The sequence below is a fragment of the Streptococcus entericus DSM 14446 genome, from assembly GCF_000380025.1.
In the GTDB taxonomy this organism is placed as follows: Bacteria; Bacillota; Bacilli; order Lactobacillales; family Streptococcaceae; genus Streptococcus; species Streptococcus entericus.
In genome coordinates, this window is the sequence record NZ_KB904186.1 from 1 (window position 1) to 23,960 (window position 23,960).

The 23,960-nt window shown below is 42.2% G+C and carries 24 protein-coding genes and 2 pseudogenes; all 26 read right to left on the reverse strand.

Annotated elements, in window-relative coordinates:
- Nucleotides 1-1,853: Cna B-type domain-containing protein (locus A3GW_RS0109835; protein WP_018369121.1), on the reverse strand; the 1,853-nt coding region annotated here is incomplete at its 3' end.
- Nucleotides 1,854-2,115: 262 nt separating this feature from the next.
- Nucleotides 2,116-2,934 carry an RNA-binding cell elongation regulator Jag/EloR gene (gene jag, locus A3GW_RS0109840; protein WP_018369122.1) on the reverse strand — a complete coding sequence of 273 codons (819 nt, stop codon included), beginning with the start codon at nucleotides 2,932-2,934 and terminating at the stop codon, nucleotides 2,116-2,118.
- Between the two features lie 56 nt (nucleotides 2,935-2,990).
- Nucleotides 2,991-3,785 (reverse strand): YidC/Oxa1 family membrane protein insertase, encoded by a 795-nt coding sequence (locus tag A3GW_RS0109845; protein WP_040798915.1) that lies wholly within the window; start codon nucleotides 3,783-3,785, stop codon nucleotides 2,991-2,993.
- 23 nt (nucleotides 3,786-3,808) lie between these two features.
- Nucleotides 3,809-4,153, reverse strand: a complete 345-nt coding sequence (gene rnpA / locus A3GW_RS0109850; RefSeq protein WP_018369124.1) for a ribonuclease P protein component — start codon at nucleotides 4,151-4,153, stop codon at nucleotides 3,809-3,811.
- Between the two features lie 927 nt (nucleotides 4,154-5,080).
- Nucleotides 5,081-6,088 (reverse strand): GtrA family protein, encoded by a 1,008-nt coding sequence (locus tag A3GW_RS0109860; protein ID WP_018369126.1) that lies wholly within the window; start codon nucleotides 6,086-6,088, stop codon nucleotides 5,081-5,083.
- Nucleotides 6,085-6,438 (reverse strand): hypothetical protein, encoded by a 354-nt coding sequence (locus A3GW_RS0109865; protein WP_018369127.1) that lies wholly within the window; start codon nucleotides 6,436-6,438, stop codon nucleotides 6,085-6,087. The genes A3GW_RS0109860 and A3GW_RS0109865 overlap by 4 nt, the downstream gene beginning before the upstream one ends.
- Before the next feature lie 25 nt (nucleotides 6,439-6,463).
- Nucleotides 6,464-7,411: a phosphodiester glycosidase family protein gene (locus A3GW_RS0109870; RefSeq protein ID WP_018369128.1), complete on the reverse strand. Its 948-nt coding sequence runs from the start codon at nucleotides 7,409-7,411 to the stop codon at nucleotides 6,464-6,466.
- A 144-nt stretch (nucleotides 7,412-7,555) separates the two neighbouring features.
- Nucleotides 7,556-7,978, reverse strand: a complete 423-nt coding sequence (locus A3GW_RS0109875; RefSeq protein WP_018369129.1) for a GNAT family N-acetyltransferase — start codon at nucleotides 7,976-7,978, stop codon at nucleotides 7,556-7,558.
- Between the two features lie 151 nt (nucleotides 7,979-8,129).
- Nucleotides 8,130-9,026, reverse strand: coding sequence for a GTPase Era (gene era, locus A3GW_RS0109880; RefSeq protein ID WP_018369130.1), 897 nt, complete (start codon nucleotides 9,024-9,026; stop codon nucleotides 8,130-8,132).
- A gap of 153 nt (nucleotides 9,027-9,179) precedes the next feature.
- Nucleotides 9,180-9,656: an NUDIX hydrolase gene (locus A3GW_RS0109885; RefSeq protein WP_018369131.1), complete on the reverse strand. Its 477-nt coding sequence runs from the start codon at nucleotides 9,654-9,656 to the stop codon at nucleotides 9,180-9,182.
- 58 nt (nucleotides 9,657-9,714) lie between these two features.
- Nucleotides 9,715-9,807, reverse strand: a pseudogene (locus tag A3GW_RS12250) (8-oxo-dGTP diphosphatase); the annotation flags it as partial.
- A 153-nt stretch (nucleotides 9,808-9,960) separates the two neighbouring features.
- Nucleotides 9,961-10,893, reverse strand: a complete 933-nt coding sequence (locus A3GW_RS0109890) for a nitronate monooxygenase (protein WP_018369132.1) — start codon at nucleotides 10,891-10,893, stop codon at nucleotides 9,961-9,963.
- Between the two features lie 232 nt (nucleotides 10,894-11,125).
- Nucleotides 11,126-12,037 (reverse strand): MBL fold metallo-hydrolase, encoded by a 912-nt coding sequence (locus tag A3GW_RS0109895; RefSeq protein WP_018369133.1) that lies wholly within the window; start codon nucleotides 12,035-12,037, stop codon nucleotides 11,126-11,128.
- A 14-nt stretch (nucleotides 12,038-12,051) separates the two neighbouring features.
- Complete coding sequence (locus A3GW_RS0109900) at nucleotides 12,052-13,164, reverse strand: acyl-CoA dehydrogenase family protein (RefSeq protein ID WP_018369134.1); 1,113 nt, start codon at nucleotides 13,162-13,164, stop codon at nucleotides 12,052-12,054.
- 13 nt (nucleotides 13,165-13,177) lie between these two features.
- Nucleotides 13,178-14,083 carry a LysR family transcriptional regulator gene (locus A3GW_RS0109905; RefSeq protein ID WP_018369135.1) on the reverse strand — a complete coding sequence of 302 codons (906 nt, stop codon included), beginning with the start codon at nucleotides 14,081-14,083 and terminating at the stop codon, nucleotides 13,178-13,180.
- A gap of 148 nt (nucleotides 14,084-14,231) precedes the next feature.
- Nucleotides 14,232-14,885, reverse strand: coding sequence for a 3-oxoacid CoA-transferase subunit B (locus tag A3GW_RS0109910; RefSeq protein WP_018369136.1), 654 nt, complete (start codon nucleotides 14,883-14,885; stop codon nucleotides 14,232-14,234).
- A gap of 4 nt (nucleotides 14,886-14,889) precedes the next feature.
- Entirely contained in the window at nucleotides 14,890-15,612 is a 723-nt protein-coding gene (locus A3GW_RS0109915) for a CoA transferase subunit A (RefSeq protein ID WP_018369137.1), read from the reverse strand.
- Between the two features lie 13 nt (nucleotides 15,613-15,625).
- Nucleotides 15,626-16,405 (reverse strand): enoyl-CoA hydratase-related protein, encoded by a 780-nt coding sequence (locus A3GW_RS0109920; RefSeq protein WP_018369138.1) that lies wholly within the window; start codon nucleotides 16,403-16,405, stop codon nucleotides 15,626-15,628.
- Between the two features lie 249 nt (nucleotides 16,406-16,654).
- Nucleotides 16,655-17,845: an L-lactate MFS transporter gene (locus A3GW_RS0109925; RefSeq protein WP_018369139.1), complete on the reverse strand. Its 1,191-nt coding sequence runs from the start codon at nucleotides 17,843-17,845 to the stop codon at nucleotides 16,655-16,657.
- Between the two features lie 15 nt (nucleotides 17,846-17,860).
- The gene (locus tag A3GW_RS0109930; protein ID WP_018369140.1) at nucleotides 17,861-19,039 is read right to left on the reverse strand and encodes an acetyl-CoA C-acetyltransferase; all 1,179 of its coding nucleotides are present in this window, start codon (nucleotides 19,037-19,039) and stop codon (nucleotides 17,861-17,863) included.
- A gap of 30 nt (nucleotides 19,040-19,069) precedes the next feature.
- On the reverse strand, nucleotides 19,070-19,918 hold the full coding sequence (locus A3GW_RS0109935; protein ID WP_018369141.1) for a 3-hydroxybutyryl-CoA dehydrogenase: 849 nt from the start codon (nucleotides 19,916-19,918) through the stop codon (nucleotides 19,070-19,072).
- An 88-nt stretch (nucleotides 19,919-20,006) separates the two neighbouring features.
- The gene (fadE, locus tag A3GW_RS0109940; RefSeq protein WP_018369142.1) at nucleotides 20,007-21,212 is read right to left on the reverse strand and encodes an acyl-CoA dehydrogenase FadE; all 1,206 of its coding nucleotides are present in this window, start codon (nucleotides 21,210-21,212) and stop codon (nucleotides 20,007-20,009) included.
- Between the two features lie 276 nt (nucleotides 21,213-21,488).
- Nucleotides 21,489-21,965: pseudogene (locus A3GW_RS11120) on the reverse strand (NUDIX hydrolase).
- A gap of 12 nt (nucleotides 21,966-21,977) precedes the next feature.
- The gene (locus A3GW_RS0109950; RefSeq protein ID WP_018369144.1) at nucleotides 21,978-22,421 is read right to left on the reverse strand and encodes a diacylglycerol kinase family protein; all 444 of its coding nucleotides are present in this window, start codon (nucleotides 22,419-22,421) and stop codon (nucleotides 21,978-21,980) included.
- Nucleotides 22,402-22,896: an rRNA maturation RNase YbeY gene (ybeY, locus tag A3GW_RS0109955; protein ID WP_018369145.1), complete on the reverse strand. Its 495-nt coding sequence runs from the start codon at nucleotides 22,894-22,896 to the stop codon at nucleotides 22,402-22,404. Before ybeY ends, A3GW_RS0109950 begins: the two co-directional genes overlap by 20 nt.
- Before the next feature lie 113 nt (nucleotides 22,897-23,009).
- Nucleotides 23,010-23,957: a ribosome small subunit-dependent GTPase A gene (rsgA, locus tag A3GW_RS0109960; RefSeq protein ID WP_018369146.1), complete on the reverse strand. Its 948-nt coding sequence runs from the start codon at nucleotides 23,955-23,957 to the stop codon at nucleotides 23,010-23,012.
- Nucleotides 23,958-23,960 lie beyond the last annotated feature (3 nt).

A 23,960-nucleotide genomic window follows, 5' to 3' on the forward strand; every position in this document is an offset into this window, starting at 1 on the left:
GAAACCTGAGCTTCCAACTGTCCTTTGCCATTGTCTTTAACTGTTACAGTAACTTTTACAGGGGTTTCATCATAGGTAATTGTTGAATCAGTACCCTTCACTTCTGTGATGGTGTAATTATAAATCCCAGCCTTATCAAATGAGAGTTCTGGAAACTTAATATTCCCAGCGCCATCATTCGTCACTGTCTTGATGACCTCACCATCTTCCTTGGCAAGTTTAAACGAGAATTCATCAGCCAACAAATCTCTATTTTCCAGTGTTTTTTTGGCAACAATGGTAGCTGTTGTTGGGGTAGTTCTGTAGGTGTTTGTGACAGTATAACCTGTTGTCGCATCACCGCTAATTTCAGAAGTGTAACCTTTCGGAACAACCACTTCTTTGATGGTATAGACGATTTCTTTACCGTCTTTCATTTTTGGAAGATCAGTAAAAGTTCCTTTCCAATCAGAAGTAGCATCTAACTTAAGAGTCTTACCTGAAACTTCCTCACCATCTGCTAAGAGTTGAACGGTAATCGTTTCTGGACGCATCGTTGGCTGGTCTCCTTCCCAAATCTTTGTGACTGGGATAGAGATGGTTTCTTGTTTGTTAATAATTTGTTTGGTTGCTAATTTTGTATCTGCATCAAAGTCTGATGGATTAATTTTCACATCTTCGGCTTTGACATATCCTCTTGGTGCCTCTGTTTCTCTTAAAATGTAGGTATCGTTCAGGAGATCTCCAAGTGTTCCTTCTCCTTTTGCATCAGTAGTGATGGTACCAACAGAACGACCTGTCCGCTCACGGATAACATCAAAAGTTGCTCCTTCTAATGCTTCCCTTTGTTCGTTTACTTTTTTGATTTTTATCTTGTAAACATAACCTTCAGCCTTACCACCGGCTGCATAGAAAGTATAGCCAGAATGAACCAGTTCCTCAATTCCTTCAGCAGTTGTCAAAGTCGCATCGTTGAGGAACTTCTCACTATCTACTGGAGTATGTCCCAATTTCACATCATAAAATATGCGAATACCTTTATCTTTCAAAAGGTTACCAAAGTGAAGCGTAAATGTATTGCTATTTGCGACCGCATCGCGATCTGGAAGAACTTCATCAGTGATGAGTTCTTCGTCATACATTCCCCAGTCACCATTCCTAAAATCAAGGGTTCCTCTATAAATTCTGAAACTGTCAGGGATGTAGGTTACATTTGGGTCTTTTAATACATCAACCAATTTAATATCTGACATATCCTTGTTGCCTCGGTTAATGTCGATGTAAAAATGTCCTATTTTAGGATCATCTTTATCTTGCCAACCTGACTTGGCTATATCAGATTTGTCGATTTGACCGATACCCTCATAAGTGACGTTCCCAGCATGCATGATCTTGCCACTGACTTTAATATCAATTGGGACTTCTTTGCGTGTCGGAACAACATTAAAATCAAACTTTACATAAAAATAGAATGACCCCTTAACCCCAGATTTAGTTTCAGGATATTTGGTATAGGTAATGATAATTTCACGAGGATTGTTATTATTTACAACACCTGTACCTACTAGCTCTTTCTGCTCATCTCTAAGTTCAAAAGTCGCTTGACCGCTAAATTGTATTTCGGGAGGTAGAGTAACTGTTGTTGTGTCACCTGCCTTTACAGTATTATCTGGCAAGCTAAACTTACCGTTGATACGAAAGGTCTGCCATTGACTAATATCTCCTGTGATGGGTTTCCCTTCTGCATCTGTGACAGTCATTTCAGTAATGACATCTCCCTGTTCTTGTGCCAGCACATTTGACACACTTGGAGTCAATAAACTCAGAAATAGGCTGAAAATTAGGATAAATGGGATAAATATTTTTTTCCTCATATCGCTTTCCTTTATAAAGATATTTAATTATTTTTATACCACTTAAAGCAGTATACAAACATTATCATTTTAACAAATATTAACTAGTTTCGCAAGTAAATATACTCACAAGGTCTACAAAAAGTCGCACTTTGATAATAACCAGAGAAACTAGAGATTTTATTTTACCTCATCCGCCCACTCGTAAAGTCGGGAACAACCGCATCCCGACATAATAAAAAATAACGCACCTGTACCCGCGGGCACAAGTGCGTAAGCATGACTAATCTCTGGATACGATGACAACATAACGTTCTGGATCTTCACCTTCTGAATAACTCTCAACACCAGAAATTTGAGAAATCGTTTTATGGATAATTTTACGCTCGTTGTTGCTCATCGGTTCCAAACGATGCGGACGTCCATTATCTAGCACTCGGCGCGCAGAGCGATGAGCCATATCGACCAGAGTTTCTGTACGATGTTCTAGATAATCGTGAACATTAAGCATCACATTGAAATGGCGAGAATAGCGATCATGCAAATAGTTCTGAGCTAAAAGCTGTAAAGATTTCAAAACCTTGCCATGATAGCCGATAATACGACCTGGCTCAGGAGTATCAATCTGCAAAATGATCTGGCGTCGACTTCTTTTAATGCTAATATCAGCTTCTAAATCCATATCATAAATAATCTGTTGAACATAAGACAACACATCTTCTTGAGCCTGTTCAATCATTTTGGGGCTTTCGACAGCCTCTTCAATCCCATCAAATTCCTGAGCAATAAAAGCCTCAAAGTCCTTATCTTCCTGCTTTGGTGCAGTTTTCTCTGTCTGCTCTGACAAGGACACTTGCTCGTCTGCAACAACTTGACTAGTTGGTTCCTCAACTTGGACAGGCTCTGAAACCAATTCTTCTTGCTCACGGTTTTCAACCAGTGGAGAGATCTCGACTTGAGCTGGTTTCTTACCAAATAATCCTAAAAATCCTTTTGATTCCTTGGCTAAAATAACAATATTTGCCTGTGAACGTGTTAAGCCTAAACTGGTCAGACCTTTTTCAACTGCTTCTTCAACGTTGGACCCTGTAAATACTGCCATTGTTTCCTCCTTGATACAACTGCTTTTCTCTATTTCATTTTCATACTTGACTAAGGTTAGCGACGCTTAGCCATTTTTTTCTTAGCTCGTCTGATTTTTGCTTCTTTTTCTTTAACCGCACGTTCAGCTGCTTCACGCTCTGCAATAACCTTAAAGGGGTTGTTAAATAGCAAGAGCTGGGCCACTTGAAAGGCATTAGAGGCTGTCCAGTAAAGGGCCACACCGCTAGCAACCTGCACAGCGAAAAGTAAAATCAATCCAGGGGCGATATAGGTCATTACCGTCGTCATCGTATCCTTGTTTGGGTTCGCTTTGCTGGTCAGCCAAGTTGATAAGAACGTAAATCCAGCTGCTAAAATTGGCAAAATAAAGTATGGGTCTGGCTTGGCAATTTCTAACCAGAGAAAATGTCCCTCTCGTAAAAACTCAACGCGAGTAAGGGCTTGGAAGAGCGCCATTAGAATAGGCAACTGCAAAAATAGTGGCAGAAAACTTGCCCAAGGGTTGATCCCTTGTTCCTTATAGAGAGCTTGTGTTTCCTCCGACAACTGCACCCTGCTGTCCATATCCTTGCCAGGATACTTGGCTTGCAAAGCACGCAATTGAGGTTGAAGTGCTTGCATTTTCTGGCTCGATTTAATCTGCATATTGTAAAGTGGTAGCAGAACAATCCGAATAACAATAGTAAACAGGATGATACCTAAGCCAGTCAGACCTCCAAATGATAGACTTTTAATCATTTGAGCAAAGAAAAAGACAAACTTTTCCCATAGAGAGGTTGATGAACTAGTAATATCTGCGACTTGGCTACTTGATTGACAGCCAACCAAGAACAGCAGGCTGAATAACATTAAAATGGTTAATTTCCCTTTTTTCAAGCGATCGTCTCCTTATAAAGCTTTGCTTTGGTTAAAACATGAGAGAGGTGTTGCTTCATCTGCACATAGGTCAAGTCTTCGACACCCTTGCGAGCGATAATCACCATGTCATAGGTTTTCAAATCAGGCTCAAATTCCATGATGAGATGGCGCAGTTGGCGTTTCACTCGATTGCGACGAACAGCATTTCCGAGCTTTTTGCTGACGGATAACCCTAATCTCAAGTGATCTAATTGCCTATTTAAACTGTAGACCACAAACTGGCGATTGGCATAGCTCTGACCTTCTTTGAATACAAGCTGAAAATCCCTGTCACGCTTCACTCGATAAGATTTTTTCATAGTATTCCTCAATCTAATCTTTAGTGCTATTATAACATAATTTTAAGAAATAAACAGCCTAAATTGAATTGAACAGAGGAAAATTATCGGTCTCTCATCTGTAAAATGACACTCAATAAAAGGACATCTTTATCTGCTCTCAGAAACAGTATCAGAAAGAGAGGAGGATGCCCTTTTAAGGGATATTATAAAACCATCTATCAAAACCTGAACGAAGACAGAGACAAGTCTGCTTAAGCATTACTCAAGAAATGAGCGAGGTCACTTCGACTAAAATCTGAAAGAATAGAGTGGCAACAGCAGTCATCAAAATCCTTTATATTTTGGATTTTTTTCAATTTTTATTGTACAATATTAAATAAAAAAGAAAGCGGTAACACTATGTTTAAGGCAGAAATTTTTTTTGTTTTTTTACTTTTGACTATCATCGAAACTACAACCTTGTTATTTTTAAAAAGAGGTCTCGAGATGGGTTATTTAGACACAAAAGCTATCATCCTCACCGTTTTTTCATTTGCCTTTTTTAACCTCTGTTCATTCGCTTGGGTCTACTTTGTCATTAAAAACAGAAATAAGTAGACTTATTTTTAAAAGTCAGAACTTCTCAAAAAACGCACTTCCTTGCACCTGCTCCGTAAATGTGTCATATTGTTTCCGCGAAAGGATGATGTTTCCTAGACCATGAGCAACGGAAAGCCTCAGCATTTGCAATGCTGAGGCTTTTTTGCGTGGTTGCCAAACCACGTCCTGGCCAGTGGCACTTAATCATCGGATTCTACCATTCCGTTTTTACGTTGTAATGGCATACCTGTTCTTTCTGATACATCCTCGATTTTTCTTGAGAAAGCCTTATAATCAGAACGATAACCTAGCTTAAGCATCACAAACTAGCCTGAGCAACAATCACTAGCAAGACCTGTTAATCCTTTACCCAAATACCAGCCCCTGTTGGACACGGTAACTGACCAAAAACAGCACAACTTCGGTGAACACTTTTGCCAGCACCAAGCCAAGCCCTAGACTGACCAGAGCTTGCAGGAGCAAGGCGTTGCAGGCAAGGAGGGTGATGACCAAAAGACCATACCGCAGGAGTGAGGTGACTGTTCGTTTGTTCTGGTGAAAAACCAGTTTGGCATTAAGCAGGTACTGAAGACCTGCGCTAAGAAGGCGAGCCACAATGACAGAGAGCAAGAGATTTTGGGTCAAGGTCATCATAACCACCAACAAGCCCATATCTAACAAGGCTGCCGCACCACTACTCGCTAAAAATGTGACAAATGGTGCATAAATCCGCAGGGAATCTCGAATCGGTCTGAAATGCGAGGACTTATTTTCTTCGATGTAGATGGTTTGAATGGGTTCTTCAACAAGCGTAAAACCAGCACGCTTACTGTCCAGAAGCATATTGAACTCGTATTCAAAACGCTCGCCAGACAGGCTGAGTAACCAATCCAAGTGCTGGGTCGAAAAACCACGTAAGCCCGTCTGGGTGTCGGTTACTGGCTGACCTGTTGCCAGACGAAAGAGCACTGCAGTGACCTTGTTTCCAAAACGGCTTCTGGCAGGCACCTTGCCAACAAAGCTCCGAGCCCCTAAGACCAGACGCTCTGGTTCTGCCTGCACCCGCACAGCTACCCGTGCGATGTCCTCAACCAAGTGCTGACCATCGCTATCTGCGGTGACAATCACCGTCTCCTGCTCTGCCATGTTCCTAATATAGGCAAAGCCAGTCTTGAGCGCCGCCCCCTTGCCACGGTTGACCGCATGGGTCAGAACCGTTGCCCCAAGGCCCTTAACCGCCTCAAAGTAAGGCGCATAGGCAGGGCCACTGCCGTCGTCGATAACCAGGACTTGAGCGTTCGTGCGATGAGTAATGTATTGAACGATACCGACAAGCTTCTCGTCGGGTTCATAAGCAGGAATAAGAATAATCATAGGCGTTTCTCCTTTCTGTGGGGAAAGAGGTGACCAGCCACCAAGCTGAGGGCGAGAAAGGCGAGACCTGCCCACCAGTAGGGGGTGTCGATGGTCGTTGACCGCCCAGATATCTCGATGATGCCCTTGACCAGACAAGCGCTGATGGCGATGGCTAGGCTAGAGTTGAAGAGACTAACAGCTGCACGGTTGCGCAACCATGCCAGACCTAGAGCTGACAAGAGGTAGAGTCCCGCCCCAAGCAACGGTATGACAAACATGAACCGCATATAGAGCGAACTCTCCCCGTAGCTGAAACTCTCGTAAATCTGATTAAATAAGATGAGGAAAAGACTAAGTAAGGTTAACATCACCATGCTTTTTCGCTGTGTTTGTCTAGTAACCGATGTAAACAATATCACTCACCGCCCTTTCTTTAATTGTGTTGCCATTGGTGGTCGGTTTGTTGACCACCTGACCGTTGAAGTACATGGTAGACGAGCCACCGCCGTCTAGGTTATAGGCTAAATCAGCGCCATAACTCTGCATGACCTCAGCCAGTTCATAGAGGGTCAGACCAGAGCTCTCATCGCTGCGGCCGTCAGAGACGACGATGAGATAGTGAAGAGAGCCGTCCTCTTCCTCGATAATTCCAATAGCTGTCCGAGGATTATCTGCCATGGCACGACCAACCTCGTCAGTTGTCGACACAGCAATGTCACCATCCTTAACCAAGGTTGGTCCAAAGGTAAAGGTATTGACCACACCACTGTCCAATAAGGCTTGCGCCGTCGTGTCACTCTCTGAAATCACACCCAGCCTTCCATCGGCATACTGCACCAAATCCTCATAGTCACTGCTTCTAGCCACATCACGGTAGAGTACCCCATTTTTGATGACATAGCCCGTCTGGTTTGCCCCGTAGTAGTCTCCATTGACGGCAAAGATGGCCTTGTTTACCGCCGCTGTGCTAGAGGTCGTCGCTGTGATATTGGTCCCATAGGTATCCTGCGCCAGCGCCGTCTTGAGCAAGCTCGGATCACTGATGCGCACATCCGCCACGTAGACGGTCGTGTCCTGTTGACGAATCGTCTCGATACTAATGGTAATGTTATCATCCGTGTAGCTAGTATCGGTCACTGTTGCTGTGCCTGCGGCCATAGCAGAGCTACCAGTTGTTGTTCCAGTGCTGGAGCTGATGGGCGTTGCCTGCACTTGACCGGTTTCTGCTACCCTTGTCACCGCTGTTGGCAGAACAAAAGTTTTTAGAAGACTATAGGCATTTGCCGTCAGCAAGACACTGGAAAATAAAATCGTATAGGCATGTTTTTTGATTTGTTTCATTAAGCAGTCCCCTTCTTTTTTGATTGCCCTAGTTTACATCGCTAGGTTAAAAGAAAACTTAAAGAATTCTTTATAAAATCTTAAATTTCTGTTTTTTCAGACAAATATGGGTTTTGTCCAATAAAAAAAAGAGGACTATCGTCCTCAACAGTCCTGTATGACATTCACTGTTCGGCTGACTTCCTGAAAGCCGAGTGCTTGATGACAAAAATGACTCGCTTGGTTGTCTAGGGCATAATTAGAGGCAATCTGGCTCAATCCCTGTCCTTTTGCCCACTCTCTCGCAAAAGTAACCAGTTTTCTAGCCAACCCTTGGCGACGATAACTGGGTAAGACAAACACTCCTTCTAAGAATGCAACAGGAGAGCCTTTTGCCCCTTCAACATAGTCCTTTCGGATAGACAGACTGATAAAGGCAACTGCTCTGCCATTGTCCCAAAAAAGAAACTCATACGGGAATCGACCAGCTAAAAAGTCTGCCACCAAGTCCTGAGGCTCAGGCGACCACAACTGGCTGGCGAGGTCTGCCCAATGCGTTACTGTTTTTGCGGTAACAGGTTCAATCATCAGTCACTCCTCCCCATTCCTTTGCTTGTGTTAAAAAGTTTACTGAACCTCATTGCACTTTTTTTCAGGCGATGACCCTAAACTCCCCATTAAGGAAGTCTCACCTTTGCCTTTCTAAGCTCGGGTTAAAATAGCCTATCCGTAGGCTATTTTAATACTCTTTCTCATTATATCCAAAGTCAGCGAGGTCAAGCTTCTTGTCGCGCCAGTTTTTCTTGACTTTGACCCAGGTTTCCAGGAAGACTTTGTCGCCTAGCATGAGTTCGATGTCACGGCGGGCAAGGGAGCCGATTTTTTTCAGCATGGCGCCACCTTTTCCGATGACAATCCCTTTTTGGCTGTCCCGCTCGACCATGATGGTCGCTTGAATATGAACCTTGTCAGTCTCCTCATCTCGCTTCATGGACTCGATAACCACCGCTACCGAATGCGGAATCTCCTCGCGGGTCAAATGCAAGACCTTCTCCCGAATCATCTCCGACACCAAGAACCGCTCGGGATGGTCGGTAATCTGATCTTCTGGGAAATACTGGAAGCCCTCTTCCAGATTGTCCTTGAGAATCTCCATCAGGCGATTAACATTGTTCCCTTGAGTGGCTGAAATCGGCACAATTTCCTTGAAGTCCATCTGACTCCTGAAGTCATCAATCTGCTCCAAGAGCTGGTCAGGGTGCACCTTGTCAATCTTATTAATGACCAAAATAACAGGGATATTGGCCTTTTTCAAGCGCTCGATAATCATATCATCGCCCTTGCCTCGCTTCTCATCAGCAGGTACCATAAAGAGCACCGTCTCCACCTCACGCAGGGTCGAGTAGGCCGCATCTACCATAAAATCCCCCAGAGCCGTCTTGGGCTTATGAATCCCTGGCGTGTCAATAAAGACGATTTGCTCCGTCTCAGTCGTATAAATCCCCATGATTTTATTGCGGGTCGTCTGAGCCTTATCGCTCATGATGGCAATTTTTTGTCCCATCACATAATTCAAAAACGTTGATTTGCCGACGTTTGGTCGACCTAAAATAGCTACAAAACCTGATTTAAACATAACTTAAGATACAAAGGACGTCAAAAGCAAAGTCAAAATAGGGAATGACCCGAAAATCCTGATTGTCGAGGTCGTTCATCTTTTTGACACAGCTTTTAGTCCGTGTTCAGTTGGAACACAAACCCGTCCCACTCCTTTCATTTTCTATTACTTTTAGTGTCCCATGGCAAAGCTGCCAGACACATATTCTTCAATCATCAAACGGTGGCTGTCAAAAGCCAATGCCAACTGGTCAATCTCCTCTTTTGTGAAAAAACGTAATTCTAGGCTTTCATCATCACGGTGAGCGCTAATGTCATAGCTCTCTTCTGCTACCATTTCATAGATAAAGGTGATGGACTGGCAAATATCACCGTTGAGATAATGATGCTCGCTGTTTGTATAAACGTTAAGCAAACGTTTGGCAGTCACCTTAATGCCTGTCTCCTCAGCAAACTCACGAATGGCTGTTTCCAGAGAACTTTCACCGAGTTCCATAGCACCGCCTGGTAGACCCCATTTGCCAAAATCCCCACGTTTTTGCAGTAAAATCCTACCAGCATCATCGGTCAAAATCCCACCAGCAAAGGTCAGCATAATCTTGTCATGTCCAACTTTTGAGCGGATATAAGAAATATAATCTTGCGTCATAATGGTCCTTTCTCAGGAGAACAAAGCCCATAACTTGGGCAAAAAGATAATGATACCGACGATCAGGGCTTCTGATTTGCATGACAAATTGCCCCTGATCATTTTCGACTAGGCACATGTTGGTTAATATGACTTGGGATGGACGAGCCATAGAGTTCTCTTTTTTATATCAATGATTCTAGAATTTACTGTTCTAATCGTTATTAACTGTTCCATTATACCAAAATTCATTTAAAAAGGCCAAAGAATCTTGTCTTTGGCCTTGAAGGAGTGGCAAGAATAAGATTGTTATCAACAATCCATTTTAGATATCAATCGTTGTTTGTGATAAGACGTTTTTTGCTTCTGTGAACAAATCTTCGATAATGGCAGCACATGGTTTGATTTCTTTAATCAAGCCGGCAATTTGCCCGCTCATCATAGAACCATTAACTACATCCCCTTCGTAAACAGCTTTTGACAGCGAACCAAGCGTGATTTCTTCTAACTCTTCACGGTCTGCTCCATTACGCTCCAACTCGATATATTTTTCAGTCATTTCATTTCGAATACAACGAACTGGTGCTCCAGCAATGCGTCCTGTAACAGCAGTTGCGGTATCATTGGCATCCAAGACTGCTTGTTTATAGGCATCTGAAATAGGACATTCTTGCGAAGCAAGGAAAATAGTTCCTAGTTGAACACCTTGAGCCCCGAGTGCAAACGCTGCTGCTACGCCTCTTCCATCTCCCATACCACCTGCTGCAATAACTGGTATATCGACAGAATCAACAATTTGTGGAATCATAGACATAGTGGTGCTTTCACCAATGTGTCCACCCGCTTCACAACCTTCAGCGACTACAGCATCTGCTCCTAACTCCTGCATTTTTTGAGCGTGTTTGACACTGGCAACTACTGGAATAACTTTGATACCCGCTTCCTTTAGATAAGGCATGATGAACTTAGGTGTTCCTGCACCAGTTGTCACAACAGGTACTTTTTCTTCAATAATCACCGTCACAATTTCTTCAATATTTTTCATCATGAGCATGATGTTAACACCAAATGGTTTGTCGGTTAATTTTTTTAATTCTTGAATTTCATGGCGCAACTCTTCACCAGTCATACCACCAGAAGCAATAATCCCTAACCCACCGGCTTCTGATACTGCAGCGGCCAATTGGTAATGGGCAATCTGGGCCATTGCACCTTGAAAAATAGGATACTGGATCTTCAGCAATTGTGTAATCGACATAATAGTTAGTTCCTCCGTTTTTTAAACTATGATAACGCTTTATTTATAGGAAGTCAAGGCTGATTTTTGCTAAAAATGGGAATATAGACAGGCTCATTTCAACAATAGTTGATCTTATCCACTTTATTATAAGAAAAACTTATATTTCCATTATGAATTGTTATAGTTGAAATCGGCTCATGTTGAGTAAAACAAAAGCCGTCGATAGTAGTAACGGACTTTTGGAAATGAGTTATGACGCGTCTGTCACATCCAATCTTTTTTCTTGTTTTTCAGTCCAATCAACAATTGGTTTTCGGATGCGTTTGACACACTCTCTTACTTCCTGGCCAGTTTTATCAAATTGCAAGACTGCATAGAACTGGTCATGGTAAAAGAAGAACTTGTATCCATTGGCATAGGCTTCATTAACCCATTTGGTTTTAGCAGCGATTGAATCCATAGGGTAATCATCCACCGCTGCAACCCACAGTGGATTGCGGTGAACATGGGTCAATACCAAGTCCGCCATATGGATCATGGTCTCTTCTCCCTGTTTCAAAAGGATGATGGAGTGACCGTTGCTGTGGCCACCTGTATGGTGCAATTCAATGCCAGGGACCACTTCCATTTCCTCTGAAAAGGTTTGAACTTGTGGCTGAATGGCCTCCCAATTCTCTTTAAGGTATGTTCCCCGTGTTCGTTTATTTGGATGACGTACCTCGTTCCACTCAATTTCCTGAATATAAATGGTGGCATTTGGAAACGTAGATACGATTTCACCATCTTTTAGCGAAGTTAAACCTCCAGCATGATCATTGTGCATATGGGTCATCAAGACTACGTCGATGTCCTCAGGTCTTAGGTCAAGGGATGCTAAGCTTTCAAGAACACGATTTTCAGAGAGGACACCTAAATTCCGCCGTTGCTTCGCATCTAATTTTTCAGTTCCTAAACTGGCATCAATCAAGTACTGTTTTCCCTGATAGGAAATGAGGATCGGATCGGTTAGTTCCGCCATTAAACCATCATCGGTTGTCGGATAAAATCGAGACCAGACTGCTTTTGGAACTGGTCCAAAAAGTGTCCCAGCATCTGTATATTTGTCGGCACCTCTTAACCACGTAAGCGTCATATCTCCAAATTGGTAAGTTTGTAATTCCATAGACTCATCCTTTTCTAGTTCTCTAGCCAAATCTGAGCAATATTTCGTTTCAAACTATCTGCTGCACCTCCATAAAGCCCAATCACTTTGGCATCATGCACATAGCGTTCAATATCATTATCGGCAATAAAACTATAGGCTCCTGTGATCCGCACCACTTCATCTGCTACTTCTTGAGCTGTTGAAGTGGTCAGTAATTTTAACATGGACACTCGACGATCATCCACCATACTCCCTCGGATATATTCATGGTAATAGGCTTTGCAGGCAGCTAATTTCATTTCTATCTCAGAAAATTTGAATTGGTTAACACTCACATCAATCGGTCGTCTACCAAATCCACGCTTCAACCTACTATAATCCAGCCCTTTTCGAAAGACCCCTTCAGCAATTCCTAGGGCTTGTGCACTGATTGCTAATCGCATTTTCACAATAACCTGAGCCAATACCTCGAGGGCGTCTAAGCGATTCCCTAGTAAGGAATCCTTGGCTAATTGGACACCGTCAAAAGTAACAGGAGCAATCGGCATTGCCTTAACACCATATTTTTCAATTGCTTTTCCCACAGTCACTCCCTCTTGATGAGAATGAACAATGAAAATACCAGTCCCTTCTTGACCCTCTAGGGTCTGTGTACGGGCAAAGACGAGCAGGAAATCAGCCAGACTAGCATTTGAAACCATGTGTTTTTGACCTGTCAAAATCCAACCTGTCTCTGTTTGGATAGCAAGTGTTTGAGGAAGTTCTTTTTTCAGACGAATATCTTGTTCCGAAAAAGCAAAACCTCCAAGTATTTCACCAGAAACAAGACTTTCTAGATAGACTTCCTTTTGCTCCTCTGTTCCAAAATGCTCCAAGGTCCAAATAGCATAAATTCCTTGTGTCAATAAGATGCTTCCCAAAGAAGCGAATTCTTTAGAAATAATACGGATTGCTTCTAAAAAGGTCCGAAAAGAACGAGGTTGTGCATCTTTTGTAATTAAGCAATCAAATAAACGCAGATTTTTGCTTAAATAATGCCAGTGTTCCTGCGGAAAAGTTTGTGAATCATCAAATTCTCGCGCCTTTCCAGCAAGATGAGTATGTGTGTATTGAGATACTTCAGCAGTTAAATCTTCGTGAAACAAGTGTCTGACCTTTCTAGTCTGATACAGGCATATAAAACAGTTTTAGAAATTCTTCATAAACAAAGTTTTCAACATCATTTGCTCTTGTTTTATAGGGACGACAGAACCAAATATTAAAAGGAATAAAGTCCCTAAAACGAACGACCTTAAAACGATCATAATCTAATAAATTCTCAATCGGAGCAGGCAAAATACTGATGATGTCTGTTTTATACGTTGATTCCACTAAGTAATCCCAACTAGATGATAAATGAGCTAATTTCGCATTGATTTTTTCTTTTTTTAATTTTTCCTCTACAAGGCCATAAGTTGTAAAGTTTTTTACAAAGGTTCCCAATTGATAAGCTTCTAGATCTTTCCATTCTAACAAGTCTTTTTGCGCCAGTGGATGATGTTTATCCATAAAGGCTACATACTCATCCATCTGAATGATATGTTGTTCGTATTTTTTAGTATCAAGGCTAGTTGGCTCAATTAATAGAGCGTAGTTGAGTTCTTCTGCCAATAATTTTTGACGCAAATCCACTCCACCACTCTCAACAATTTGAATATCAATATGAGGATGTTTCAATAAGAAGTTTGGTAGGATATTTGAGAAATAAAACCGAAGAATCAGAGAAGGGAGCCCCAAACGAATCGTTCCTTTTTGCTTGGCTGATTCACTTTGGATGGCATTTTGCATCTCTTCGTACTTGCTGATAATCTCTGTGGAATATCGATAAATCCGCTCTCCTGCTTCTGTTAATCCGTCCAAACGTCCATTTTTTCGATGAAATAGCTGAATATTCTCATTTTCTTCAAAATTTTTAACAAATTGACTCAGTGCTGATTGGCTAATATGAATTTTCTTTGCTGCTAAGGAAAGATTACAGCTGCATTCGACAATATTCATAAAATAGTACATTTGAATAATATCCATATTGGCTGCTTCACCTTCCCTTAAAATATTTTACACAACTAGTATAACATAGAAGTAGTTAACTATTAAGTAGTTAACTATAACTAGTTAGAGATTCTGAATTTCAATTAATAAGTTAGGAAACTGACCATCAGCTCCCTAACTTATATTAAATCGGCATGGTGATGAGATTTTCAGATACAATCACATCTCCAGCAGTTTTTTCCAACACTTCCTCAACGGTCACGCCCGGTGCAAGTTCTTTTAACAAATATTTTCCATCTTGGAAATCAAATACTGCTAATTCTGTAATGACACGAGAGACGACTCCTTTAGCTGACAAAGGAAGAGTACATTCTTTTAAAATTTTAGAATTGCCATTCTTATCGACGTGCTGAATTGCTACAATCACACGTTTGGCACCAACGAGAAGATCCATTGCTCCTCCCATACCTGGAGCAAACTTTCCTGGAATAATCCAGTTGGCAATACTAGCATCTTGGCTCACTTCCAAAGCTCCCAATACGGTTGCATCTACATGTCCACCACGAATAATGGCAAATGATGTTTGGATATCAAAGGTAGAGGCACCTGGCATTAGGGTAATGGGAGCACCACCTGAGTTTGCAAGATTGGGATTGTAATTCTCTTTCGTTGGTGTCTCACCAAAACGAAGAGCACCGTTTTCAGCTTGCAGTATCACATTGACACCTTCTGGAATAAAATCTGCTGAATAGTTTGGAATTCCAAATCCCAAATTGACAACGTCCCCATCACGGAACTCTAAAGCGACACGACGTGCAATAACTTCTTTTGCGTTCATCTTCTTACCTCACTGCTAATTTCTTTGTCTCAGTCCACAAATCACCCATCATCTTATGATGCTCGCTTGTAGAAAGACCTTGGACAATATAGTCTACCAAGATACCTGGAATATAGATATCATCAGGTGAGATGTCGCCTACTTCGACAATTTCATTCGTTTCTACAATCACTACATCTGCAGCGAGTGCCAATTGACGTGAAATATTCCGAGTTGTTCCATCGATGAATAAATTTCCGTATGCATCAGCTTTCGTAGCCTTTATAAGCGCTACGTTCAACTTGAGTGGATCATAAATGAGGTAATCACGGCCATTCCGAGTAATCTTTTCTTGTGTTTCTTCAAGAATGGTTCCAACACCTGTTGGAGTAAGAACGGCCCCCAGCCCAGCTCCAGCAGCATGCAATCGCTCAACAACTGTTCCCATTGGTGTAAATTCAACTTCCATGGCTTCTTCAAAGTAAGCACGTTGAGCAGCTGCAGATGTTCCCACGTGGGCTGCGATGTATTTTTTCACTTGATAATTTTCACAGAGTCGACCTACTCCCACTTCTTTACCAGGGTGCGAGGTCACAACAGAGACCAGTGTTAAATCACCTGTGTTTTGTTTGACCAATTCTTCAATTAATTCAAAGGGTTCCCCAACACCAAGAAAACCTGAAATTCCGACAACATCTCCTTGTTTGACTAAGCTAATTGCTTCTTGAACATCAACAATCTTTGCCATGTCTTCTCCTCCCTTATTTCCGTTTAAATGCTGCTTTTCGTTTTTCTACAAAAGCTCCCATGCCCTCTACTTTGTCTTCTGTTGAGAAGAGGAGTGCTTCTGCTTCTGTTTCCAAACGAATGGCATTTTGAAGGGGAAGATCAATACCAACAGTGATCACATGTTTTGCTTTTTCAACCGCAAGCGGAGCATTCTTCATGATACTACGTGCAAGATTTTCAGCTTCTTCAAGAAGATTTTCAGCAGGGACCAAACGATTTAAAATGCCTAGTGCAACTGCTTCTTCTGCTTTCACATGGCGAGCTGTGAAAATTAATTCTTTTGCTTTGCTTGTTCCGATAAGGCGTGGCATGCGTTGCGTTCCAGCAAAACCAGGAATAATCCCTAAACCAACTTCTGGGAAGCCAAGCAAGGTTTTCTCATGACCAAGACGAATATCTGTTGAGAGAGCTAACTCCATACCACCACCGAGCGCATAGCCATTTACAGCTGCAATCGTTGGTTGGCGAAGTTGTTCTAATTTAGAAAAGACGTCGTTCGCATAAGTCATATATTCAAAAGCTTCTGTTGGCGTCATTTTATCCATCTCTTTGATGTCAGCGCCTGCGACAAATGCTTTTTCTCCAGATCCTGTCACGATAACAACACGAATGTCATCATTTTCTTTTACATCATCCAGTACCTTATCCAAGTCTGATAATACTTGTGAACTAAGTGCGTTCAAGGCTTCTGGTCGATTGATTGTGATGTAACCAATTTGCTCCTTTACTTCCAGCAAGACAGTGTTACTCATAGTGTGTTCTCCTATTTTGAATTTTTAGCGAAGGTACCTAACGTCAACAAATGTACCTTACTTCACTTCTTCAAAATGTAAAACGCTTACAATATTATTGTACCAGCAACTTCAATTTTCGTCTACTTAAATTAAATTAATAAACCTATAAGCTAGACTTATAGATTAGTGCGATAGAAATTAAAAAAGTTACAAGAAAGCTTAAACTTGTAACTTTATTGAATCATATGAAGGAAAATGGGAAATCTATTAAGATTTCTTAAGCTTTTTTATAAAGTAAAGTTGGAAGAGTATCCCAATAAGAGCCATTGCAATTACAATGAAGAAGGCAAGGGTATAATCTCCGTTATTGGCAGTTTTGATGTTGGTAGCCAATTGCGGGCCAAATAGAGCAGCTACGCCGTAAGCGGTAAACATCCAACCATAGTTAGAACCTGCATTCTGAACTCCCCAATTTTCAGCAGTAATTCCAGGGAAGGCTCCAAGGAAACCACCGAAAGAAAGTGCTACCATCATTACACCAATAATACCTAAACTAGCACCAAGCGATTGATTAGAAGCAAGTAAGAATAGGCCTACTGCTATAACCATAAACATGGCAACAACGGTAAAATAGCGTCCAATTTTATCAGAAATCACTCCCCAGAAGATACGTCCGAAAGTATTGGCTAAACTGACTAACATTACAACCAGTACAGGGTCGGCTAATGCGTATGTTTTGGCAATATCACTTGCCGTACCAATCATCATCATACCTCCTGTCGCTCCAAGAGTGTAAATCAGCCAGAGTAACCAGAAGTTTCCTTCTTTGAGCATTTCTTTGTAGGTCTTGCCATCTAGCACTACTTGTTCTGCTGCTCCTTTTGTTGTAGGTGCTTTTTCCATCACAATAGAAGCACCACAAATGATGACCAATAGAACCAAACCAAGAATGTTAAAGGTACGATAGACCCCTACTGAAGCAATCAAGCTCTTGATAATGGGTGAAAAGATAATTGGGCCTGAGCCAAAGCCTGCTGCTGTCAAACCACCAGCCAAGCCCTTTTTATCAGGGAACCATTTTACAGCAACTGATGTTGCTGCACCATAGGCTGAGCCAATACCAAGCCCGAGAAGGACACCGTAAGTTACATAGAGAAGTGGAATACTAGTAGCAAATCCTGTCAAGAACATACCTAGACCGAACAAGATACCGCCTAAGAAAACAAATTTCTTTGGCCCTTGCGCATCTATTTTTGGTCCAAAAAGAATCATTCCAACAGGGACCATGGCAAAGGAAATACTGAAGGCTAGGGATGTCTGTGACAGTTCCCAACCCTTACTGGCATTGGTTTCCAATAAGGCTGCTTGGAAAACAGACCAGGCATACCCTGTTCCCAATGAAAGGTTTGTGAGAATAGCAGCTGCTAAAATCAGCCAACGATTTGGTTGTTTCGTCATCGCTACTACCCCCTACTACCGTTCAACGATTACAGCAGTCCCCATACCGCCACCGATACAGAGAGTTGCTAATCCACGTTTGGCATCACGTTTTTGCATTTCGTGAAGTAAAGTAACGAAGATACGAGCACCAGATGCGCCGATAGGGTGTCCTAGAGCAATTGCCCCACCATTAACGTTGACAATATCTGTGTTCAAACCGAGTTCTTGGTTGACTGCGCATGCTTGTGCTGCAAAAGCTTCATTTGATTCAATCAAATCAAGGTCGCTGACTTTCAAGTCTGCTTTTTCTAAGGCTTTACGAGTAGCGTAGATGGGGCCACAACCCATGTATTCTGGTTCTAAACCAGCACTTGCATAGGATTTGATAGTCGCAAGGATTTCAAGTCCAAGTTCTTCCGCTTTTTCACGAGATGTTACGACCACGGCTGCTGCACCATCATTGATACCAGAAGCGTTCCCAGCTGTTACTGTACCATCTTTCTTGAAGGCAGTACGCAACTTAGCCATACCTTCCAATGACGCATTTTCACGTGGGTATTCATCCGTATCAAATACGATTGGGTCACCCTTACGTTGCGGCACAAGAACTGGAACAATTTCTTCTTTAAAACGACCAGCTTTGACTGCTGCAACTGCTTTGCGTTGTGAATGAACAGCAAAGGTGTCCTGTTGTTCGCGCGTGATGTTATATTTCTCAGCAACATTTTCTGCGGTGATTCCCATATGGTAATCGTCAAACGCATCCACCAAACCATCACGCAAAAGGGTATCTACAACCTTGCTGTCGCCCATACGCGAACCCCAACGTTGTTGTTGCAGGACATACGGTGCTTGACTCATGCTTTCAGCTCCACCTGCTACGATGATATCTGCATCCCCTAGCATAATAGCTTGCGCTGCCAATTGGATGGTTTTCAAACCTGATCCACATACTTTATTGATGGTAAATGCGGGACTTGAAATTGGAATACCTGATTTTACGCTGACTTGGCGTGCCATATTTTGGCCAAGGCCACCACTCAAGACATTCCCCAAAATGACTTCATCTACTTGTTCTGGTTTCAAGCCAGCGCGCTCAATTGCACCTTTTACCACTGTCACACCTAAATCAACTGCTGAAACATCTTTTAATGATCCACCGAAGCTACCAATCGGTGTCCGAACTGCTGAGACAATTACTGCTTCTTTCATATTTTTACCTCTTTCTAACTCTGCTCTCTCTTAATATTTAAAGAAACCTTCGCCTGTCTTACGGCCAAGTTTACCTGCTTCAACCATTTTCTTAAGGAGTGGTGCTGGACGGTATTTTGGATCGTTGAAACCATTGTTCAATACGTTCATGATGGCCAATACGACATCCAAACCAATCAAATCACCAAGTGCCAATGGACCAATCGGATGGTTGGCACCCAATTTCATTGCTTCATCAATTTCTTCTGCTTCTGCCACACCTTCACCGAGCACAAAGATAGCTTCATTGATCATTGGAATCAAGATACGGTTGACAACAAATCCGTAAGAATCCGCAACACGAACCGCTGTCTTATTGATTTGACCAGCTAATTCTTCCATCAAGTGAACAGTCTCAGTTGATGTCTGGATGGCTTTAATAATTTCAACCAATTTCATCACTGGTGCAGGGTTGAAGAAATGCAAACCAACAACTTTATCAGGACGACCTGTCGCTGCAGCGATGTCTGTAATAGAAAGTGAAGAAGTGTTCGAAGCCAGAATGGTATTTTCACCAGTGATTTCATCCAATTGTTTGAAAATGCTGAGTTTGATATCACGGTTTTCAGTTGCTGCTTCAACAACCAATTCTACGTCTTTCGCATCTGCATAATCCACTGAAGGAATAATGCGGTCGAAGATTTCTCCCGCTTGTTCTTGTGTCAAACGCTCACGGGCTACTGAACGAGCCAATTGTTTTTGGATGCCTTTCAAACCACGTTTTACAAATTCTTCGTTGATGTCATTGAGATAAACTGTGAAACCAGATTGTGCAAATACTTGAGCAATACCGCTACCCATTTGACCTGAACCGATAATCATTACTTTTGAAATTGTCATTGTTCTTTTCCTTTTCCTCTTAAATATTCAACAAGAAAGGAACAGTCGAATGGCATCAGCCTTTCAACCATTCCTTCACATTCCTTTTTTATACGAATGCACCGATACCTGTCAATTCACGAGCAACGAGCATAGCGTTGATTTCATGCGTCCCTTCGTAAGTGTAGATTGCTTCTGCGTCAGTGAAGAAGCGTGCCACCTCTGTTTCAAGAGTGATACCATTACCACCACATACTTCACGTGCCAGGGCAACTGTTTCACGCATACGAAGTGAGTTGTGCAATTTCGCAAGAGATGAGTTGAGCATCACTTCTTGACCTTCTTCTTGCAATTCACCAATACGGACACTGTACGCAATAGCTGCTACTACGTTTGCTTGCATACGAGCCAATTTTTCTTGTACCAACTGGAAGCCAGCCAATTTACGGCCAAATTGCTCACGAGTTGTTGTCAAACGAAGGGCTGCATTATAAGCACCAGCTGCTGTTCCCATTGCGATGTACGCTACGTCTGCACGAGTACGGACAAAGATTTTTGCAACATCGCCGTAGCCGTTGATATTTTCAAGACGGTCAGCTTCTGCTACTTCAACATCTTTTAATGTGATGTGTCCGTTATTTACCAAACGAAGCGCAATTTTGTGTGGTACGTTTTCAACTGAAAGTCCTTCACTACCTTTTTTAACCATGAAACATTTGATTTTCTTCGTTTCTACATCACGAGCAAAGACTGGAATGAAGTCGGCTGTTTTCGCGCCACCGATCCAACGTTTTTCACCATTTAAGATCCATTTATCGCCACGGCGCTCAGCAGTTGTTGCCAAACCACCTGCGATATCTGAACCATGATCAGGCTCTGTCAAAGCAAAACAAGTTTGTGCTTGGAAGGTGCGAACAGGTGTACCGAAACGTTCTCTTTGCTCTTCATTACCACCGATAAGGATGGTGTTGTATCCCAAACCACCATGTACTGTATAGAATGTTGCTACTGAGGGATCGAAGCGAGCCATTTCAAGGTAAAGGAAAGTGTTGTAGATTTCACGTGATTTCCATTGACCTTCGCGACCTACAAATAAGTCTGGGTGATCCATGATGCGAGCTGCTGCAAATGCACCAAGAATTTCTTCACGTGGTAACAATGCTTTTTCGTAGCTCTCAATGAGAACTGGACGAATACGTTTCTCCATTTCTTCACGAAGGTGTTTCAAAACCTTCAATTCACCTTCCGTTAGCTTTTCAGCATAACCAAACAAATCCTCTGGGTACAATTCACGTGCTAATTCTTTAACTGACATCGTTAAAACTCCTTTTATATTTATTTTTAATATGTAATTTTTCCGTGTAAAGCGTTTACATTTTTGTTGACAAGTTAATCATAACTCGAAAATCCTATAAAGTCTACTTAATTAAAGTTAATAGAATTATAAGCTAAATTTATAGACGTCCAGAAATGCTTTATTTTCAATGATTTACAAGATTTCTCCTTCTCAAAATTGACTTTTATTTTTTGAAAAAATAAAAAAAGTCGATTTCTGACAATCAACTTTTCCTTTATAATTTGTGTTTTCATACTAGTTTCCCAAGGCATAACTATCTGCAAAATATTCTGCTATCATGAGCTGGTGTTTATCAAAAATCGGCTCCAATTAAGCAATCTCCTCCTGGGAGAAAAAAGCAATTTCAAGTGTTTCTTCATTGTGAAAATCGGTAATGTCGTAGTCTTCCGTCTCTTCCACCTCATAAAGGATAACCACTGTTTGAGCCATGTCAGCATTTGGATAAGAGGACACATCCTTGGTGTATACATTGAGCAGACGCTTGACCTTAACTCGAATCCCTGTTTCTTCGTAAAATTCCCGTTCACAGGCGTCGACCGAACCTTCTCCTAGTTCCATAGCGCCTCCAGGTAGACCCCATTTGCCAAAATCCCCACGTTTTTGTAGTAAAATCCTACCTGCTTCATCGGTCAAAATCCCACCAGCAAAGGTCAGCATAATCTTGTCATGTCCGACTTTTGACCGGATATAAGAAATATAATCTTGCGTCATGATGGTCCTTTCTCAGGAGAACAAAGCCCATAACTTGGGCAAAAAGATGATGAAGCCAACAATAACAGCTAAAAACGACATCATCAAAACCGCTCCCGCTGCCATGTCCTTAGCATTTTTTGCTCGCATGGAAAAATGGTAATCACTCGCCAAGTCAACAACGTTTTCAATAGCTGAATTGACAATTTCCATGCAAATCACTCCAAAGATGCAAAGCAACAAAATCAGCCACTCGGTCGTAGACACCTTGAAAAACAGACCAGCAAGAAGAACTAAAGCTGCTGATAACACATGCTTTCTCATGTTGCGCTCTTGCACAAAACTTGTCTTTATGCCTGACCAAGCAAATTCAAAACTATTGATGAAATTGCTGTTTTTCCACTTTTGACGCTCTGCTTTGGGCTCAATGGGGTCAGATTTTTGATAAACCTTTACATCAGTCTCTTTTAAGTCCATAAGCTGTCAATATCTCCTCTTGCAAGCCAAACATTTCTGCTTCTTCTTCTGGTGTCTGATGGTCATAGCCATTGATGTGCAAAAAACCATGCACTGTTAGAAAGCCCATCTCTCGTTCGTAGGAATGGTCATACGCTAGAGCCTGCTCTGCCGCCTTGTCAATGGAGATAAATAACTCACCGATGTAACTATCAAATTCTGCCATCATCTCCATTAAATCAGCATCTTCTGCTAACTCATCATCAAAGACAATGGGCATTTCTGGCTTATATTCTAAACTGATGACATCGGTTGGTCGGTCTACACCGCGATAGAGCACGTTTAACTCGTGACTGCGGGCATTGTCCACAAAGGTCACTGCCATTTCCTTGCCGACCTTGCCCAACTTAGCTGCCGCAAATTCTAGAATTTCTCTAGTTTGGGTCAATATCTCCTCAGAGACCTGTCCAGTTTCATCAATGAGTTCAATATACATGACACAACTCACCTCTCTTCTTTACTTTGCCTTATTATAACATACTTCCCTATAAAATGCAGAAGATAAACCAAGAAAGAAAAGGCAGCAGACCGCCTGCCACCTTTTTACGCTCATCTTGCAGTAAACTGTTTAATGTTGTCGGCCTGATAGTGATAGCGATTCAGCTTTTCCTGAGAAAGCTCACCGCTGACAACTGCTGCCTTAACCGCACAGCCAGGCTCTGTCTTGTGCTGACAGTCTGAAAACTTACAGCTGTCAGCCAAAGCCACAATATCATCAAAAAGGCTACCAGCCGAAACCGCCTCTTGACTGTCAATCCCCTTAAAACCAGGACTATCGATCAAACAGTAATCCAGCTCCTCCAAAACATGGAGGGTCGTCCCTGTCGTGGTGTGCTTGCCCTTGCCATCACGCTTCTTCACCGCCTTGGTTCGCTCCAAATCCCTCCCCAGCAAACAGTTAAGGAGGCTGGACTTTCCTGCCCCTGAAGCACCAATCATCAAACCTATGCTTTGTGGAATGAGCTGACGCTTAACCACAGCAAGGGATTGGTCATCAAAGATGCTTAAAGCTGTAAAGCGAACATGAGGATAGAGACTGGATAAATGCGCTAATGTGTCATCCACCTGCGAACATAAATCCTTCTTAGTTAGCAGAACATGGAGTTCTTGTCCGTCCTGCTGAAAGACAAGGATAAATCGCTCTAGCTTAGATAGAGAGAAATTCTGGTCAAGCGCAATCAGGATAAAGAGCTGATCCACATTGCTAGCTAGAATCTGACTGGCTTCTAACTGACAATAGTCTTTCAGGCTATGATTAACTGCTTTTTTGACCACCTGTTCACGCGCCAACAAGCGTTCAATCACCAATCGCCCCTTCTGTTCAGTTAACTGGACAAGGTCGCCAACCACATAGTTGGGCTCTCCATAATGTTTCTTGACCGTAATCACCTCGCCTGTGACCAAACCAATTCGGTAGCTCTGCCTGGTCTCAGACACTAGTCTACCGTCTTGTTTTTGGTCTGACCTCGTTTTTAAACCATAGCCATAGTTTTCCATCAA

Excerpts from the sequence above, each read along its gene's own strand:
- jag (WP_018369122.1), bottom strand. The coding sequence starts at position 2,934 with ATGGCAGTATTTACAGGGTCCAACGTTGAAGAAGCAGTTGAAAAAGGT.
- A3GW_RS0109845 (WP_040798915.1), bottom strand. The coding sequence starts at position 3,785 with ATGTTATTCAGCCTGCTGTTCTTGGTTGGCTGTCAATCAAGTAGCCAA.
- rnpA (WP_018369124.1), bottom strand. The coding sequence starts at position 4,153 with ATGAAAAAATCTTATCGAGTGAAGCGTGACAGGGATTTTCAGCTTGTA.
- A3GW_RS0109860 (WP_018369126.1), bottom strand. The coding sequence starts at position 6,088 with ATGATTATTCTTATTCCTGCTTATGAACCCGACGAGAAGCTTGTCGGT.
- A3GW_RS0109865 (WP_018369127.1), bottom strand. The coding sequence starts at position 6,438 with ATGTTAACCTTACTTAGTCTTTTCCTCATCTTATTTAATCAGATTTAC.
- A3GW_RS0109870 (WP_018369128.1), bottom strand. The coding sequence starts at position 7,411 with ATGAAACAAATCAAAAAACATGCCTATACGATTTTATTTTCCAGTGTC.
- A3GW_RS0109875 (WP_018369129.1), bottom strand. The coding sequence starts at position 7,978 with ATGATTGAACCTGTTACCGCAAAAACAGTAACGCATTGGGCAGACCTC.
- era (WP_018369130.1), bottom strand. The coding sequence starts at position 9,026 with ATGTTTAAATCAGGTTTTGTAGCTATTTTAGGTCGACCAAACGTCGGC.
- A3GW_RS0109885 (WP_018369131.1), bottom strand. The coding sequence starts at position 9,656 with ATGACGCAAGATTATATTTCTTATATCCGCTCAAAAGTTGGACATGAC.
- A3GW_RS0109890 (WP_018369132.1), bottom strand. The coding sequence starts at position 10,893 with ATGTCGATTACACAATTGCTGAAGATCCAGTATCCTATTTTTCAAGGT.
- A3GW_RS0109895 (WP_018369133.1), bottom strand. The coding sequence starts at position 12,037 with ATGGAATTACAAACTTACCAATTTGGAGATATGACGCTTACGTGGTTA.
- A3GW_RS0109905 (WP_018369135.1), bottom strand. The coding sequence starts at position 14,083 with ATGGATATTATTCAAATGTACTATTTTATGAATATTGTCGAATGCAGC.
- A3GW_RS0109910 (WP_018369136.1), bottom strand. The coding sequence starts at position 14,885 with ATGAACGCAAAAGAAGTTATTGCACGTCGTGTCGCTTTAGAGTTCCGT.
- A3GW_RS0109915 (WP_018369137.1), bottom strand. The coding sequence starts at position 15,612 with ATGGCAAAGATTGTTGATGTTCAAGAAGCAATTAGCTTAGTCAAACAA.
- A3GW_RS0109920 (WP_018369138.1), bottom strand. The coding sequence starts at position 16,405 with ATGAGTAACACTGTCTTGCTGGAAGTAAAGGAGCAAATTGGTTACATC.
- A3GW_RS0109925 (WP_018369139.1), bottom strand. The coding sequence starts at position 17,845 with ATGACGAAACAACCAAATCGTTGGCTGATTTTAGCAGCTGCTATTCTC.
- A3GW_RS0109930 (WP_018369140.1), bottom strand. The coding sequence starts at position 19,039 with ATGAAAGAAGCAGTAATTGTCTCAGCAGTTCGGACACCGATTGGTAGC.
- A3GW_RS0109935 (WP_018369141.1), bottom strand. The coding sequence starts at position 19,918 with ATGACAATTTCAAAAGTAATGATTATCGGTTCAGGTCAAATGGGTAGC.
- fadE (WP_018369142.1), bottom strand. The coding sequence starts at position 21,212 with ATGTCAGTTAAAGAATTAGCACGTGAATTGTACCCAGAGGATTTGTTT.
- A3GW_RS0109950 (WP_018369144.1), bottom strand. The coding sequence starts at position 22,421 with ATGGACTTAAAAGAGACTGATGTAAAGGTTTATCAAAAATCTGACCCC.
- ybeY (WP_018369145.1), bottom strand. The coding sequence starts at position 22,896 with ATGTATATTGAACTCATTGATGAAACTGGACAGGTCTCTGAGGAGATA.
- rsgA (WP_018369146.1), bottom strand. The coding sequence starts at position 23,957 with ATGGAAAACTATGGCTATGGTTTAAAAACGAGGTCAGACCAAAAACAA.